Origin of the sequence: Mycoplasmopsis phocirhinis, assembly GCF_004216495.1 — a bacterium.
Classification (GTDB): Bacteria; Bacillota_I; Bacilli_A; order Mycoplasmatales; family Metamycoplasmataceae; genus Mycoplasmopsis; species Mycoplasmopsis phocirhinis.
In genome coordinates this window covers 71,156-87,971 of the sequence record NZ_CP034841.1, presented here as the reverse complement: position 1 = coordinate 87,971, position 16,816 = coordinate 71,156, and the positions used below count along the sequence as shown (strand labels likewise).

Below are 16,816 nucleotides of genomic sequence, written 5' to 3'. Positions count from 1 at the left end.
GAACTCCTCTTTAATTATTGAATCAACGGAAAATTCCGTGTGCTCTTTGTTGTGTCGTTAGCAACAATCCATTTTCTTGTGTGCCTTTGTAAATTAAAAAATCAGCAATATAAGCAATACAAACAGCAATTATTGTTAAAAATATAACAATAAAAATTACAGCTAAAATCTTTATTAACTTATCTTTAGAATAATTTTTAAAAATTGTTGATTGATTTGGTTTATTTTTATTACGCATCTAACCTCCTTTTTTGTGCTAATATATATTAATATTACACATTTTTTTTTTTTTTTTACAACAATAGCGTATTTCAACAAAAAAACACTGAATTTTATAAAAATATGTTTGTTTATTAATAAGATTTTAAAACATAGATATAGGTGTATTGTTGAATTTAAAACAGCAAAATTAAAAAGTGTATAATTTTAATCATTATTGTAGTAGCAATTTAAAGGAGCTAAAATGTTAAGTATAAAATTTATTCAAGAAAACAAAGAAAAAGTTCGAATTAATTTGCAAAATCGTAATTTTGATTTAAATATTTATGACAAATTAATCAATCTTTTAGAACAGCGTGGCTCGTTTATGTATGAAGCTCAATCAAAACGAGCTCAACTAGCTAAATTCAGTAAAGAGTTTGCATTAGCTAAAAACAATAAAGAAATAATAGATGAATTAAAAATTCAAGCCTCTAAATTAAAACAAGAACAACTCGAGTTAGAAAAAAAAGCTAATGAAATAGAAACTTCTTGCAATGAATTATTACAAATTATCCCCAATATAACATTAAATGAAGTTCCTCTTGGTAAAAGCGAAAAAAATAATGTTGTTTTAGCCACTCATGATAAATTAGGTCGTGGTTTAGTAAGTAATGTAAAACCTCACTATGAGATAGCAAAAAAATTCAATTTAATAGATTTTGAACGAGGTGTTAAATTATCTGGTTCAAGATTTATTGTTTATACTGATTTAGGAGCCAAATTAACTAGAGCTTTACAAAATTTTTTACTAGATTTACACACCAGTGATGGTTATATTGAATTCTCAACGCCACTTATAACAAAACCAAATATATTGTTTGGAACAGGTCAGTTACCAAAATTTAAAGAAGATCTTTTTAGCGTTGATTCTAGTGAAATGTATTTAATCCCCACAGCAGAAGTTACACTAACAAATTTATTAAATAACGAAATAGTAGATTTAACAAGACCACACAAATATACAGCTTTTAGTGAGTGTTTTAGATCGGAAGCTGGAAGTGGTGGTAAAGACACAAAAGGAATAATTAGATTACACCAATTTAAAAAAGTTGAGTTGGTTAAAATTACAAATGAAAAAGATGCTCTTAATGAATTCAACCAAATGGTTTTTCAAGCAAAAAAAGTTTTAGAATTATTACAACTGCCATATAGAGAAATTTTGCTATGTACTGGTGATACTGGTTTTTCTTCAAGAAAAACTATAGATTTAGAAATTTGATTGCCTTCTGAAATCCAATATCGTGAAATTTCTTCAATTTCTTATATGGGTGATTTTCAAGCTCGCCGGGCAATGATTAGATATAAAGACGAAAATGGTGTTAATCAATACGCACACACCATGAATGGTTCAGGTTTAGCAATCGATAGATTAGTGGCAGCCATTTTAGAAAACTACCAAAATAAAGATGGCACAATAACTATTCCCCAAGTACTTATTCCATATATGGGAGTCGACATCATTAAATAGCAAAACAGCCTTAATAAGGCTGTTTTATAAACATTATTTTTCCTGACTTTCAATAACATCATAATCAAAATCAGTGGGTACATGTCTACCGAAATGTTCAACTTCCACTGAAACGGTTTTTGTTTTATCATTTGCTGAAATAACTTTGCCCGTTTGACCTTTAAAAGGACCATTTATTATTTCAACAATTTCGCCTATAGCAAATTTATTTTCAGTTTTACCTTCATTAAAATCTTTAAAAAATTTAGCTTCAGATTTAAAACTTCTTTTAATTTCTTTTAATGAAACAGGAGTAGGTTTAGCTCCTTTTCCTGAAGAACCAATTAAACCAGTCACATATTGAGTGTTACGCACTACAAATCAAGCCTCATCGCTCATAAACATACGAATAAAAATATAACCACTATACATATTTATCATTTTAACTTTATATTCTTCTCCGTTAAGTTTTTTTTCAGCTTCTTTAGCACTCAAACTAGGTTTTTTAAAAATTTTAAAAGCTCCGTCAGGGGTTGCTTCATTATCAAAATCAGCTTCAACTTGTTCACTAATTATTCTATTTTTCAATGATTCAATTACAATATCTTCTTTACCTGATACAGTTGAAATCATATATCATTGAAATTTTTTATCCATATTCACTCCTCTAGTTTATTCCGATTCTAGTTCATAGTAAGGAAATTAAAGTTGCAAAAAGCACTACTATAATTGTAAAAAGTAAAGTAAAACCAACAACTTTAGAAAACGAAATTCAATTAGTTTTTTGCGATGGTCATCTTACTCTTTTTAATTCGCGAAAAAATTTTTTTATTTTATATTTTTTCTTTTTTTGAATTTTTTGTTTTGCTTTAGTCATTATTTTTCCTCTTTATGCAATGTATGAGTTTTACATTTTGGGCAGTATTTTTTTACTGTTATTCTTGCTAAATTACCCCCCCTTTTTGTGGTGGAATAATTTAGACATAGACAAAGTGAACAACTCAATGAAATTTTTTGCTTTTTCATATAAATTATAATTAATCTCCTCAATTTATGTTAAATAAAAAAAGTGCATAGCACTTGTTTTAGTATACACTATTTACAATAAGCACTAAACATTTTTTCAATGTTGTTTTGATATGAGTTTAATTTAGTAGTTGTTAGTAAATGTAAATATTTAGATTTTTGTAAATTTTGAATGAGTTTAACACTTTTATCATTTTTTAAAATTGTGTTATTGAAAATTTTTAAATCTAATTCATTTATAGTTTTTTCTAACGATTCTAAAGCGTTTGAATCATGAATATAAAATAGTTCATCGGATGGTATAGAAATTAAGTTAAGACTACGTTTTTTACAATTTCAGTACTTGAATTTATTCAAGCTAAAAAATTCAATTGATTTCAGTAAAAAAGTTTTTAATGAAGCATTTGCACTAATTTGATAATTGGATAATATTGTGGGAAATGTAGATAGAAAGTCATAATAAATATCATCACACTCTAATAGATTTTGAGGATAGTAATGTAACATTATTTTAATTTTTGTTTTTAAATCATAACTATACAAATAATCAATAACTTTAATTTGTTTCTTGTTATTTAAAGTTCTCAACAACTTAACTAAATCTTGATTAGATAAACTGCGAAGTTTTGCAAAAATCATTTTACCTCTTTGTTATTTGATGAATCAACAAACCGGCAGCTACAGAAACATTTAATGATTGTACACTACCATATTGAGGAATATAAACGATCACATCTGATTGATTTAACACAGGTTGACTTACACCTTTAGCTTCATTTCCAATAATTAAAACACTGGGTTTGTTATACTCTAATTTATCAAAGTTCAAAGCAGTTTTATCCAATGCTGATGAATATATTCAATAGCCAATATTTTTCAATCTTTTAAGAGCAGCTACAATGTTGTTAACTTTGATAAATTTTATTCCTATAAAGCCTCCAGAGCTTATTTTTAAAACAGTTGAAGTGATGTCGGCACTTCTATCTTTTGAAATAATAATATGAGATATACCGAATGCGTTGGCAGTTCTTATAATTGCCCCTAAATTGTGAGGATCTTGAATATGATCTAAAACTAACACATTTTGTGGTTTATCACGCTGAATTGTGTTTAATTCGTGGATAGGAAAATATTTCAAAATTGCAATAATTCCTTGATGATTTTCATTTGTTATTTCGTTAAAAAAATCATTATTTTTAATATGCACTGGAACTGTGGTTTGTTGTTGTAATTTTTGTGAGAGTTTAGTTGAATTTACATAAATAGTTTCCAGTGGAAACTTATTTATAATTGCATCATTAATTGAATTTTTCCCTCACAATATTAATTTTTCTATTTTCTTAACATTTTTTTTCATATTATATTCCTGTTCAATAATTGTTAATATAAACCACTTTTAATCAATTGTTCTCTTAATCTATCAGCATTTTTGTAGTCTTTTTTTTCAATAAAAACTCGTCATTTTTTGTAAACTTCTAATATTTCGTGATATAGATTCAATTCACATAAAGAAGGATGAATAGTGTTAATAATTGTGTGAATATTCAAAGCGTTTTCTTCTAATTGATCCTTATTAAATAATTTAATTTCCTCATTTAACATTAAATTGTATTTAGCAAAATCATAATTTGCTAATGCACTAAAAATTGTTCTTAATTTGAAATTATCATTTTGCTTTAAATTGGTTCCAAATTTAGCATAAATTTTAAAAATTATTTTTTTGTATTTTGTTTCTATTGTTTTTAAATTTAACATTAATTCATTGGTAAGATTAATAGAAGCTGTAAATTTGGTTGTTAATAACATAAGTTTATAAATTTCAACTCCGTATTTGTCAAAAAAATCATTCACGCTTACTACATTACCTAAAGATTTAGACATTTTAACACCGTCAAGATTAATTTGACCATTTCGGTATCATTTTGTTGTTATGCTCATCCCAAAACTTGCGTAATGTTGAATATTTTCGTTTTCATGGTGCGGAAATGCTAAATCCATTCCTCCTCCGTGAATATCTACACCATTAGAACCAAAATGTTTGGCAATTAAAGCACAACATTCACTATGTCAACCAGGTCTCCCCATTCCAAATTTAGACCAAAATTTAACTCCCTTTGTTGTTTTTTTTCATAAAGCAAAGTCACCTTTAAATTTTTTTGAATCAAAATCATCTTCAAAAATCATTTTTTCAATATTTTGACCAGAAACTTCACCGTAATTATCTATATTTTTTAAAATATCAAATCAAACATTGCCTTGTTCATCAACGTAGGCGTGCTTATTTTTAACTAAATTTTCAATATATTCAGCAATTAAATCAATATTATCAGTTACTTTTTCAATATGAGTAATTGTGTTAATGTTTAACATATCTAGTAATGCTAAATATTCTTTAGTATAAGTTTCACTAATATGTCTTTCGGTAGTATTAAGTTCAATTGCTCTATCAATTATTTTGTCATCAATATCAGTAATATTGTGAATAAATGTAAAATCATTTCCTAAGAATTTGTGAGCCTTTAAAACTAAATCCATTGTCGTAATTGGTCTTAAATTACCAATGTGTGGGGTATTATAAACTGTAGGACCACATAAATAAATTTTTAACATATTTAACATTATATAGAATAAGTAAGAATAATATTTAAAACTACGAATAAATCATTTTTAGATACCAAAATTATCTCATAAGCAATAAATAGAAAAAATAGTATTATTAAAATATGCGAAAATATGACGAAAATAGTATTCAACAGTTAAAAGGTTTAGAAGCAGTTCGCAAACGTCCAGGTATGTATATTGGAAGCACTGATATCAATGGACTTCATCATTTAATTTGAGAAATTGTAGATAATTCTATTGACGAAGCATTAGCAGGTTTTGCTAATGTTATTTCAGTGATTTTAACAAAAAATGGTTCTGTAATTGTAAAAGATAATGGTCGTGGAATACCGGTTGGTAAAACTAAAACAGGTAAAACTGCTGTTGAGCGAGTTTTTACAGAATTGCATACTGGTGGTAAATTTGATGATAGTGCTTACAAAACTTCTGGTGGCTTACATGGAGTTGGAGCTTCTGTAGTAAATGCTTTAAGTAATAAATTAATAGCAACTGTTTATAAAGATGGTTCAATGTATGAAACTATATTTGAAAACGGTGGTGAAATTACACAAAAAACCAAATCAATTGGCAAAACCAAAGAACGAGGCACTAAAGTAGAGTTTTGACCAAACTATGAAATGTTTAAAAAATCAAAATTTAACTATGAAAAAATTTCAGAGCGCTTAAGGGAAAGTAGTTTTTTAATAGCTGGTTTAAAAATAATTTTAATTGATGAAATTAAAGAGCAACACACTGAATTCAAATACGAAAACGGAATTAGTGCTTTTGTTGAATATATGAATGATTCTAAAAAGACAATTGGTGAAATTTTTACTTTTAAAGAAACAAAAAGAGATATTGAGGTTGAATGTGGTTTTCAATACACAGAAAGTTACAATGAAACAATATTATCATTTGTAAATAATGTTAAAACAAGAGATGGTGGAACACACGAAACAGGACTTAAGTCAGCTTTAACAAAAACATTCAACGAAATAGCAATGGATGAAAAAATAATTAAAGGTAAAAATACCTTTGACGGCGATGATATCAGAGAAGGATTAACCATAATTTTGAGTGTTAAAATTCCTGAAAAATATCTTGAATTTGTCAGTCAAACAAAAGAAAAACTGGGTAGTCCTGAAGCTAAAAGTGCTGTTGAAGAAATTGCCTTAAAACATCTTAAAATATGAAGTGTTGAAAATAAACCTCTGGTTAAAAAAATACTAGATAAAATTAAAAAAGCAGCAGAAGCACGTGCCTCTGCTCGACGTGCACGGGCTGAAGCAAGATCAAATAAAAATGCTTTAAAAGAAAAACAAATTTTAAGTGGAAAATTAACTCCAGCTCAATCAAAAATAGCAGTTGAAAAAGAGTTATTTTTGGTTGAAGGTGATTCAGCTGGGGGTACTGCCAAAAAAGGAAGAGATAGAAAATTTCAGGCAATATTACCTTTACGTGGGAAAGTTTTAAACACTGAAAAAGCAAGATTATATGAAATATTAAAAAATGAAGAAATTGCAACAATAATAAATACAATTGGGGCAGGTGTTGGTGAAGATTTTGATATTAAAAAAAGTCAGTATGGAAAAGTAGTTATCATGACTGATGCCGATACTGATGGAGCACACATTCAAATATTATTACTTACTTTTTTCTTTAGACATATGCGTCATCTTGTAGACGCTGGTATGGTTTATATCGCTCTACCTCCATTATTTAAAATAACAAGTACAAAAAACAGAAAAAACATAATTTATGCTTGAGATGAAATTGAACTAAAAGAAATTATGCAAAAAAGTACATTTAAAAACGCCGAAATTCAACGTTATAAAGGTTTAGGTGAAATGAATGCAGATCAAATTTGAGAAACCACAATGAATCCACAAACAAGAACTTTAATTCAAGTAAAAATTAATGATGTAACTTTAGCCGAAAGACGAGTATCTACTTTAATGGGAGATAATGCTGAACCACGAAAAGATTGAATAAACGCAAATGTTGAATTCAGTTTAGAAGACGATTATCAAATATAGAAAGGTGTTTATGAACGAAAAAAATAAAATAAAAATAGATAAAATAGTTGATAACATTATTTCTGAAAATATTGATTCAATAATTGCCGATCGCTTCAGTAAATACTCAAAATACATTATTCAGCAGCGAGCTTTACCGGATGTGCGTGATGGTTTAAAACCAGTTCAACGTAGAATTCTTTATTCGATGAGTGAATTAGGTTTATTTGCTAATAAACCTTTCAAAAAATCTGCCAGAGTTGTTGGTGATGTAATTGGTAAATATCATCCCCACGGTGATAGTTCTATCTATGAGGCGATGGTTAGAATGGCTCAAGATTGAAAAATAGGTCATACTCTAATCGAAATGCATGGTAATGTTGGTAGTATTGATGATGACCCAGCAGCCGCCATGCGTTATACAGAAGTTAGATTAGCTAAAATTAGTGAGTATATTCTGGGGGATTTGAAAAAAAATACTGTTAAATACGCTCCTAATTTTGACGATAGTGAAAAAGAACCGATTGTTTTTCCTTCAATAATACCAAATTTATTATTAAACGGAGCAAAAGGTATTGCATCTGGTTATGCTACTGATATGCCACCTCATAATTTAAAAGAAATAATTGATGCAGCAATAGAATTAATTAAAAATCCAACAATTTCAATTCCTGAACTAATGCAATTTATTAAAGGTCCTGATTTTCCTACTGGTGGTGTAATTTATGGTACTCAAGGAATTAAAGATGCATTTAATACCGGTAAAGGTCGAATAGTTTTAGTGTCAAAATATACAATTCAAGAGAATAAAAACAATAAAATTATTGAAATAAATGAAATTCCATATGGTGTAATTAAAGCTAAATTAGTTAGAGATATAGATATCTTAATATCAAATGGCAATGTTAATGGCTTAATTGATGTTAAAGACATGTCAGATCGAGATGGAATTAGTATTATTATTAATCTAGAAAAAGACGCAGATATAGACACAATTATCAATTTTTTGCTGCAAAAAACCGAACTTCAAATTTATTACAACGTAAATAGTGTAGCTATTGTCAATAATTCACCAACATTGTGCAATTTACGTCAATTATTAGGCGAATATATTTGTCATGTTAAAGATATTAAAACTAAAACTTTAAAATTTAATCTAGCTAAATATAAAGCACGTTTAGAAATTGTTGAAGGTTTTATTAAAGTTTCTGAAATTAGCGATGAAATAATTCAAGTTATTAAGAATAGCGAAAATGGCAAACAAGGTGTTGTTGAAAATTTAATTAAACATTTTAATTTTACGCTAAATCAAGCCACAGCCATAGCAGAATTAAGGTTATATAGACTTTCAAAAACTGATAAAGCAGCTTTTATTGCAGAAAAAAATGAATTAGAAAAACTAATCAAACAATGTGAGATGTTATTAAAACATCCAAGTAAATTCGACTTATGAATAATTGAATTATTAAAAGCAATTAAACAAGAATTTGGAATTGATCGTCGCACACAAATAAACGAAGAACAAATAAAAATCAAATATGATGAATTAAATCTAGTGACTAACGAAGATGTAATAATATTGATTACTAAACACGGATACATCAAAAGATTTAACTTAAAAATTGGTCAAAATAGTGATTGAACAACGTTTGGTATTAAAGAAGAGGATCGTATTGTTTTTTACAATAATGTTAATACTACTCACCATTTATTGGTTTTTAGTAATTTAGGAAATTATGCATTAATACCAGTTTATAAAACTAATGAAAGCAAATGAAAAGAATATGGTTTTCATTTATCTGATTTTGTTGAATTATTGCCTGGTGAAGAAGTTGTATCGGTAATTGCTGTTTCGAATTTTGAGGCAAAAAATTACATTTGTCTATTTAGTCGGCAAGGTCAAGGAAAGCGAGTTATATTAAAAGATTTTTATGTCTCTCGTAATAACAAAACTTTTATAGCTTTACAACTCAAAGATGATGACCAGTTAGTAAATGCTAAACTTTCAGATGGTAATAAACAAATTTTAATTGCCACAAAAAAAGGTTTGGCTTCAATGTATGATGAAGATGAATTACAAATTTATGGACTTAAAGCATCCGGTGTTAAAGCGTGTTTTTTATCAGGAAAAGATGAAATTGCTGATTTTGCTTTAGTACAAAAAAATGAAATAATTAACATCATAGCTAATGAAAAATACATTAAACGCATTAATCAAAAAGATATAGCCAAAGTCTCTAAAAAACATTTGGGAAAACCTTTATTTAATCAACTTAAAACTAAACAATTAATAATCCAACAAATGTTAACTCAAAGTCAAAGTGATAAAATATTTGTTAAAAACAACAATAATGAAACAATAATTGAAAATATTTCGTCATATCCAATCTCAACTACTCTAGAAAATTTTAATAAAATTGCTGTTCCAAATATATTAAATACCTCTTTTTATTTTGGTTGCATAGCTAATGAAACTAAATCTAACAACACCATTGAAATGTCTAAAAAAAATATAAAGAGTAATATAGAAACCGAAAATGAATTAGATAATGTATTAGATATGGATGTAGATGCTATTTTAAAAAAATACGAAATTGAATAATTTATACAAAAAATGCTTTTTAAATGTAAATAATCTACATAAAAGCATTTTTTGTTTTTTTCTAAATTTTTGTATATAATTTTTGCGTAAAAAAAACGAAAGGAAAAATATGAAAAAATTTCTAAAATATTCAGCAGTATTTGCAGGTACCATTTTACCAGTTGCAGCAGTAGTGTCATGTGCACCTACAAGAAAACAACCATTATTCCCAAATGAAAAATTGCAACAAAAAAATCTAACAACAACTAACCAAAAAATCGACCCAACAAAATATGGAGTTGCTACCCTAGCTAGTGATATTATAACTCGAACATTATTATTTCCTGCTGCAAGAGGCGAAAACGGCTTTAACAGTGAAGGAGTATTTAGAATTGGTTTACACCACCGTCCAACTCGTGGTATTACAGGTGATTGAATCGCAATTGCAACTGAAGTAGTTGGTGAACACGATAACACTTTATCAAATATTGAAAATCCAGTTGTTAAAACTGCAAAAGCAACTGCTAGAACTGATGTTTCCGAAGAACACCCAACAATTCGTAAATTACAATGAGAATTCACTGGTGAAAATGCTCTAACTAAAGGTAAATGATACACATTTATTTTCTACAAAACAGATGGGACAGAAAAAATAGTATTCAGTAACCACAACATTAACAATAGTTTAGATACATTTAATTAAAATAAATAAAATCTCAGGCATTCCTGAGTTTTTATTTTTTTACAAAAAACGAATTATTAAAGTAAAAAAATGCTAAAAAATCATTTTTTGCTTTTAATTTTTTTTTCGTATAATATTTTCATAAAGTTAATAGAAAGGAAAAATATGAAAAAAATTCTAAAATACGCATCAATTTTTGCAGGTAGTATTTTGCCTGTTGCAGCAGTAGTTTCATGCTCACCGAAAAAAGATGAAAATAAACCTGCTGAAGAAGCAAAAACCGACACTTCAGCAAGCACTAGCACAGATGTGAAAGTAAAAACTGACCAAAAAACAACAACCCAAACTCCAAAATTAACAAGTACATTATCAGAACACAAAAAACAAACAACTAATTATAAAATTGACCCTACAAAATACGGAGTTGCTCCTTTATCTGAAAATATAGAAGTGCGCACATTATTATTCCCAGCAGCAAGAAGCGAAAATCAATTTGATAGTGAAGGAGTATTTAGAATTGGTTTGCACCATTCACCTGTTAGAGGTTTAACAGGCGAATGAGTAGCAATCGCAACTGAAGTAGTAGGCCCAAATGATAATACTTTATCAAATGTTAACCAACCAGTAGTTAAATTTGCAACAACTACTGCCGATGATAATGTTTCAGAAAACGATCCAGTTAAACGTAAATTACAATGGGAATTCAGAGATAACAATAAACTTGAAAAAGGGAAATATTACACTTTTATTTTCTATAAAAAAGACGGAACTCAAAAAATAGTATTTAGTGATGCTAACATTGAGAATAGTCGTGATGTATTCTTTTAATAACTTAAAACTAAAAGCCTCTAGATAAGGCTTTTAGTTTTTGATATCTTTAAGTATTTTTTCTATTCTCATTGCATCATCAATTACACGATCAAGCTCAAAATGAATTTGGGGTATTTTGCGTCAATTAAGTGAACTTGACAACACTTTTCTAATATAACCAGTAGCATTTTTAATTGCTTGAATGCCATTTTGCGATTTTTCACTAAAACTTACATAAATTTTAGCATGTGAAGAATCTGGAGATAATTCACAATCAATGACAGTAGGATTAATAATATTAACATTTGTTAATTCATTTGTAACAATTTGAGCTATCATAGATTTTAATTGTGATTCTTTTCTTAATGTATTAATACTTTTGCTCATAAATACCTTTCTAATTTTAAGAATTTTATTGAAAAAGCATAGAACTCTATGCTTCGTATTTTTCGGGATGTAATTGTTTCATTTTATTTACAAATTCATCTTTTGCTAAAATTCCATATTCATTCATTAATTCACGACACTCTTGTAATTCTTGTAAAGCTCAATCTACATTTTCAAAACCTAATACTTTAGAAGCACCTGGTTTTTTTCAGTTTTTATAATTATTGAAAAACATTTCAATATTTTTTAAAAATGGATCTGGTAAATGCGATAATTCAGTAATAGCATCTAATCTATAATCATCTGCGTGTACTGCAATTAGTTTAGTGTCTGTTTCGCCTGAATCGATCATTTTCATCGCTCCAATAATACGGGCATTCAATACCGAACCTGGAATAAAATTTTCAGCCGAATACACTAAAACATCTAATTCATCACCGTCTCAATCTAGTGCATTAGGAATAAAGCCATAATTAGCAGGATAAACAAAATCTCCTCTCAATATTCTATCAACGTGAATTTGACCATCTGCTCGGTCAAATTCATATTTTATATTAGACCCTTTTTGGATCTCAATTTTAACTTCAACTATATTTGACATATATTAATTATAAGTGTTTTATGTTAATTTATAAATTAATGTGCAAATTGAACTCAACTTTGGACATTTTTTTATTAAAAACTAATTTTTTTTTATAATTATATTGAAATATTTGCAATTGTGCAACGTTTAAAAGAAAGGATATATATGAAAAAAGCTTTTAGCGAAAAAGGTGTAATGTACACTGGAAATGTTGATGCAGAATATGATGTTATCGTAGTTGGAGCAGGTCCTGGGGGTTATTTAGCTGCTGAAGAACTAGGTAAATCAGGCAAAAAAGTTCTTATTGTCGAAAAAGAATTTTGAGGCGGTGTTTGTTTAAATGTTGGTTGCATTCCAACAAAAGCAATGTTAGCTTCAGTGCATGTTTTGGATGTATTAAAAAATGCTGCTAGTTATGGAGTAGTTGCTAATTTAGAAGATTTAAAAGTCAATAAACAAGAAACCTGAAAGAAAATGCACGAAAGAAAAGCGGCTGTGGTTAAACAAATTTCAGGTGGTGTGAAGATGTTAATGAAAGGATCAAAAGTTGCAATTGAAGAAGGTTGCGCCGAATGATTGTCTTCACATGTAATAAAAGTTAATGATAAAGTTTATAGAGGCCAAAACATTATTATGGCTATGGGGAGCCGTGCTCGTAAACTAGATCAATTAAGCGGATTTGAACAAGGTTATAAAGATTTCACTGTGCTATCATCTCGTGAAGCAATAAATTTTGACCAAAAATTACCTGAAAGCGTAACTATTGTTGGTGGTGGTGTAATTGGTGTTGAATTTGCTCAAGTTTTTGCGACAGCTGGTTCAAAAGTAACTATTATTCAAAATACAGATTCACTTTTAACTGGAATGGATAAAGATTTAATTAAAGAAATTACAAAACACTTTAAATCAAGTGGAATTGAAATTATTTATAATGCTTCAACAACCGGTTTAAATGAAAATAAAGAATTGACCTACGAAGTTAACGGCGAACAAAAAACTATTCTATCAGATGTGTATTTAATAGCTGTTGGACGCGTTCCAAATTCACATGGTCTAGAAAAAACAGGAGTTGAATTAGGCCAAAGACAAGAAGTATTAGTAGATGAATACATGCGTACTAACGTTGAAAATGTCTATGCAATTGGTGATTTAACTGCTCAAAACATGTTAGCTCACGTTGCTTACCAACACGCTTTATCAGCAGTAGCACACATTTTAGGTCACGATGTTAAATATGAACTAAATAAACCAGTTCCAGGTTGCATCTACACACATCCTGAAATTTCAGTGATTGGTTTAACCGAAGAAAGAGCTAAAGAATTAGGAATGGATGTTTTCTCATCTAAATATTCATTTGGTTATTTAGGTAAAGCAATCGCAACTAAAGACACATCAGGTTTTGCAAAATTAGTTGTAGATCGTAGCAATGGTTTAATTGTGGGGGCTGCAATTATTGGAGCTAATTCAACTGATTATATAGCTGAAATTGGTATGGCAATGCAACATAAATTAAGTGTATCAGATATTACTTACACAACTCACCCACACCCAACATTTAACGAAATTGTTTGAGAAGCTGCGCGTGCTGCTCATCTAAAATTAGAATTAGAAAAAGCAAAACATTAATAATTAGTTAAAAGACACATTCATGTGTCTTTTTTCAATAAATTTACACAAATTTCATTAAATATGCTTATTAATATAAATTTGAAATTTAATATATAATTAAAACATTATGGCAATGTTATTTAACTACAATAAAGAATTTAAAAATACTTTTGAATTAATTTTTAATTCTTCAATTCAAAGTGATGTATATTTAGTTCTTGATACAAAAGATTATAAATTCACAATAAATTATGCAAACGATAAGGATTTAAGAGTATCTTCTGTTATTTTATTCTCAAAAAACAACAATTTAACACAAAAACAATTTTCTATTCCAGACTATCAATTTGTTGATGAAATTCTAAATATAATCAAACAAAACACTAATGTTTTATTTATTTTTGAAGACAACGCAAATATTAAAATTGGCCAAATAATCAAAAGAAGTGTACATCCTAAAAGTGAAAAATTATACATTTTAGATGTTGATTTTGGCTGCTACAAAAAAACAATAATTACCAACACTTTATACACGACCGAAAACAAATATTTTGCTTGGTATATGGATGGTTCAATAACTCCTAGCGGAAATATAATTAAACAAAACGAAGTAATGGGAGTATTAAGTGAAGGAATGCTGTGTAGTATTGATTCTTTACCATTAAATGTAGAAGATGAACAATGTAATAATAATAATTTATTAAATATGCCAAATATTAATCAATATCTTGGGAAAAACATTGAAACAATTTATACAGAATTAATCACTTAAATTATGGAGAAGTAATGAATATTATTGAAGAATTAAAGCAAAGAGGTATTTTAAAACAAATAAGCAATTTAGAAAAATTTAACAAGCTAAATCCTACACAAACAGCTGTATATGGCGGTTTTGATCCAACCGCTAAAAGTTTACATTTAGGTAATTATTTACTAATGACTACTTTAAAAAGATTTCAACTAGCCGGTTTTGACGCAATAGCTTTAGTTGGCGGAGCAACCGGAATGATTGGTGACCCTTCATTTAAAGACAGTGAGCGAGTATTATTGAACAATGAAGAAGTAGTTGAAAACAAAAACAGAATTAAACAACAACTTCAAAACATTGGTTTGAGTGTTTTAGATAATTACGACTTCTATAAAAATATGAATGTTTTAGAATTTTTAAGAGATGGTGGAAAATTAATCAACATATCATATATGTTGGCTAAAGACTCGGTTTCATCTCGTATTCAAAGAGGACTATCGTTTACAGAATTTAGTTACCAATTACTTCAAGGTTATGATTTTTTAGAATTATATAAACAAAAAAATGTAATGATTCAAATCGGCGGCAGCGATCAGTGAGGAAATATTACAACTGGTTTAGACATGATTTCTAAAGTAATAGGTGAAAATAATTCTAAAGCTGTTGGTGTTACATTTGATTTATTAACCGATGAAAATGGTAAAAAAATTGGTAAAAGCACCGGTGGAGGTGCTTTGTGACTAGACAAAACATTAACTTCACCATTTAATATGTATCAATATTTATACAACCAAAGTGAACAAATGGTTCAAAAACTTCTTTTATGATTAACATTCATCAGTGTTGAAGATATTAAAAATATAATGATAAAACACCAGCAAAATACTTCTTTACGTTTTGCTCAACAAACGCTTGCTTTTAATGTAGTTAAGGATATTTTTGGCGAAGATGAGGCTAAAATTGCTGTTAATATAACAAAAATTTTATTTAATAAAAAATTTGATGCTTCAGCTCTAACTGTTCAAGATTTAGAGCAAATGGAATTATATTTACCAGTCTCAAAGATTGCTATTAATGAAAATATTGTACAAAATCTAATTAAAAATAAATTTATTGCTTCAAAAAGGGAAGCAAGAGAATTTATTCAAAATAACGCCCTAAAAATTGATGAAGAATTTGTGACTGAATTAACTTTATTCAATCCACACAAGTATAATTCAAAATTTGCTATTTTTAAAAAAGGCAAAAAACAAACGATTATTTTAAAAACAATTTAAATAATTGTTTTACTGCCAGTTTCGCTTAGTGGTAAAGCAGTTGACTCGTAATCAATAGCCACGGGTTCGATTCCCGTAATTGGCACCATATAATTAATTACCAAATAAATAATTTAAATTTTTAACCAGTATGTATATTAAAACATAAGCAAAAGAGTAAATTTATACTAAATAAAATCTAATTTATTAAAAATTTTAATCAATTCATAAACTTAGTACTAAATTATTTAGATTGTTATTTATAATAAAAATATGAAAGCAGCAACAAAAAAAATATTTTATGAAAAATTACCTAATGTCGGTTATGATTCTAAAAGTTTATTGAATTCACTAATCAAAGAAGACGAGCAATTTGAAAATGATTTAAAAATGTTTTTTAATTTAATTCCAGATAATGATTTAATTGAAAAAACAAATGATTTTATGATTAAAGAGGAAAAATTAAATTTAACTAATACTGAACCTTTAATTAGTTTAAAAGAACTTAGCAATATTAAAATCAACTTACATATCTTTGAGCAAAAATTAAAGCAAAATCCGACTAATTATTTCAATAAAATTTCTTTGCAAGATAAAACTATTGCTCAAATGATTAAACAAAATTATATAGAAACTCAATTACACGAAGGTTTAGATACAGGTTTAAAATCCAGATTTGATGATGCTGATACAATGACTTTAGACGATTCGGCAGAAATTGTTATAACAAAAGTAGAACTTTAAATGTAAAGTTTTTATTTTTTTAGTAAGATTTATTTATTGTAAATTTTATGCAGTAATATTAAGGAGA

At 27.9% G+C, this 16,816-nt stretch carries 18 protein-coding genes and 1 tRNA gene; 10 read left to right on the top strand and 9 right to left on the bottom strand.

What is annotated here, in order from left to right; translation table 4 throughout:
- Positions 1 to 10: 10 nt before the first annotated feature.
- A complete protein-coding gene (locus tag EG856_RS00460) occupies positions 11 to 238 on the bottom strand; it encodes a hypothetical protein (protein ID WP_130429186.1) in 228 nt (75 codons plus the stop codon).
- Between the two features lie 225 nt (positions 239 to 463).
- Here EG856_RS00460 and serS point away from each other — a divergent pair, with 225 nt between their 5' ends.
- Positions 464 to 1,729, top strand: a complete 1,266-nt coding sequence (gene serS, locus EG856_RS00455; protein WP_130429185.1) for a serine--tRNA ligase — start codon at positions 464 to 466, stop codon at positions 1,727 to 1,729.
- A gap of 33 nt (positions 1,730 to 1,762) precedes the next feature.
- Here the strand turns inward: serS and nusG are convergent, their stop codons facing one another.
- The 6 genes from nusG to EG856_RS00425 form a co-directional block, all read right to left on the bottom strand.
- Entirely contained in the window at positions 1,763 to 2,365 is a 603-nt protein-coding gene (nusG, locus tag EG856_RS00450; RefSeq protein ID WP_232954229.1) for a transcription termination/antitermination protein NusG, read from the bottom strand.
- 10 nt (positions 2,366 to 2,375) lie between these two features.
- Positions 2,376 to 2,585 carry a preprotein translocase subunit SecE gene (gene secE / locus EG856_RS00445; RefSeq protein WP_130429184.1) on the bottom strand — a complete coding sequence of 70 codons (210 nt, stop codon included), beginning with the start codon at positions 2,583 to 2,585 and terminating at the stop codon, positions 2,376 to 2,378.
- Positions 2,585 to 2,734, bottom strand: a complete 150-nt coding sequence (gene rpmG, locus EG856_RS00440; protein ID WP_130429183.1) for a 50S ribosomal protein L33 — start codon at positions 2,732 to 2,734, stop codon at positions 2,585 to 2,587. The genes secE and rpmG overlap by 1 nt, the downstream gene beginning before the upstream one ends.
- Positions 2,735 to 2,803: 69 nt before the next feature.
- Complete coding sequence (locus tag EG856_RS00435; protein WP_130429182.1) at positions 2,804 to 3,373, bottom strand: hypothetical protein; 570 nt, start codon at positions 3,371 to 3,373, stop codon at positions 2,804 to 2,806.
- A gap of 1 nt (position 3,374) precedes the next feature.
- Positions 3,375 to 4,091, bottom strand: a complete 717-nt coding sequence (gene rlmB / locus EG856_RS00430) for a 23S rRNA (guanosine(2251)-2'-O)-methyltransferase RlmB (RefSeq protein WP_318025462.1) — start codon at positions 4,089 to 4,091, stop codon at positions 3,375 to 3,377.
- A gap of 23 nt (positions 4,092 to 4,114) precedes the next feature.
- On the bottom strand, positions 4,115 to 5,344 hold the full coding sequence (locus tag EG856_RS00425) for a class I tRNA ligase family protein (RefSeq protein WP_130429181.1): 1,230 nt from the start codon (positions 5,342 to 5,344) through the stop codon (positions 4,115 to 4,117).
- Between the two features lie 113 nt (positions 5,345 to 5,457).
- On the opposite strand from EG856_RS00425, the gene parE reads away from it, so the two are divergent.
- The 4 genes from parE to EG856_RS00405 all read left to right on the top strand — a co-directional run bounded on the left by parE (position 5,458) and on the right by EG856_RS00405 (position 11,441).
- Positions 5,458 to 7,371 carry a DNA topoisomerase IV subunit B gene (parE, locus tag EG856_RS00420; RefSeq protein WP_130429180.1) on the top strand — a complete coding sequence of 638 codons (1,914 nt, stop codon included), beginning with the start codon at positions 5,458 to 5,460 and terminating at the stop codon, positions 7,369 to 7,371.
- Between the two features lie 10 nt (positions 7,372 to 7,381).
- Positions 7,382 to 9,952: a DNA topoisomerase IV subunit A gene (gene parC, locus EG856_RS00415; protein ID WP_130429179.1), complete on the top strand. Its 2,571-nt coding sequence runs from the start codon at positions 7,382 to 7,384 to the stop codon at positions 9,950 to 9,952.
- 109 nt (positions 9,953 to 10,061) lie between these two features.
- The gene (locus EG856_RS00410; protein WP_130429178.1) at positions 10,062 to 10,634 is read left to right on the top strand and encodes a hypothetical protein; all 573 of its coding nucleotides are present in this window, start codon (positions 10,062 to 10,064) and stop codon (positions 10,632 to 10,634) included.
- 144 nt (positions 10,635 to 10,778) lie between these two features.
- The gene (locus EG856_RS00405; protein WP_130429177.1) at positions 10,779 to 11,441 is read left to right on the top strand and encodes a hypothetical protein; all 663 of its coding nucleotides are present in this window, start codon (positions 10,779 to 10,781) and stop codon (positions 11,439 to 11,441) included.
- Between the two features lie 33 nt (positions 11,442 to 11,474).
- On the opposite strand, the gene rbfA is transcribed toward EG856_RS00405, so the two are convergent.
- Both rbfA and EG856_RS00395 read right to left on the bottom strand, forming a co-directional pair.
- A complete protein-coding gene (rbfA, locus tag EG856_RS00400) occupies positions 11,475 to 11,810 on the bottom strand; it encodes a 30S ribosome-binding factor RbfA (protein ID WP_130429176.1) in 336 nt (111 codons plus the stop codon).
- Positions 11,811 to 11,856: 46 nt separating this feature from the next.
- On the bottom strand, positions 11,857 to 12,411 hold the full coding sequence (locus EG856_RS00395) for an inorganic diphosphatase (RefSeq protein ID WP_130429175.1): 555 nt from the start codon (positions 12,409 to 12,411) through the stop codon (positions 11,857 to 11,859).
- A gap of 147 nt (positions 12,412 to 12,558) precedes the next feature.
- On the opposite strand from EG856_RS00395, the gene lpdA reads away from it, so the two are divergent.
- The 5 genes from lpdA to EG856_RS00370 all read left to right on the top strand — a co-directional run bounded on the left by lpdA (position 12,559) and on the right by EG856_RS00370 (position 16,749).
- Complete coding sequence (gene lpdA, locus EG856_RS00390) at positions 12,559 to 14,019, top strand: dihydrolipoyl dehydrogenase (RefSeq protein WP_130429174.1); 1,461 nt, start codon at positions 12,559 to 12,561, stop codon at positions 14,017 to 14,019.
- Between the two features lie 109 nt (positions 14,020 to 14,128).
- Positions 14,129 to 14,773 carry a TyrS-associated PheT N-terminal domain-related protein TapR gene (tapR, locus tag EG856_RS00385; protein ID WP_130429173.1) on the top strand — a complete coding sequence of 215 codons (645 nt, stop codon included), beginning with the start codon at positions 14,129 to 14,131 and terminating at the stop codon, positions 14,771 to 14,773.
- A gap of 14 nt (positions 14,774 to 14,787) precedes the next feature.
- Positions 14,788 to 16,026: a tyrosine--tRNA ligase gene (gene tyrS / locus EG856_RS00380; protein WP_130429172.1), complete on the top strand. Its 1,239-nt coding sequence runs from the start codon at positions 14,788 to 14,790 to the stop codon at positions 16,024 to 16,026.
- A 14-nt stretch (positions 16,027 to 16,040) separates the two neighbouring features.
- A tRNA-Thr gene (locus EG856_RS00375) sits at positions 16,041 to 16,114 on the top strand.
- A 164-nt stretch (positions 16,115 to 16,278) separates the two neighbouring features.
- Positions 16,279 to 16,749, top strand: a complete 471-nt coding sequence (locus tag EG856_RS00370) for a hypothetical protein (RefSeq protein ID WP_130429171.1) — start codon at positions 16,279 to 16,281, stop codon at positions 16,747 to 16,749.
- The last annotated feature ends 67 nt before the right edge of the window (positions 16,750 to 16,816 follow it).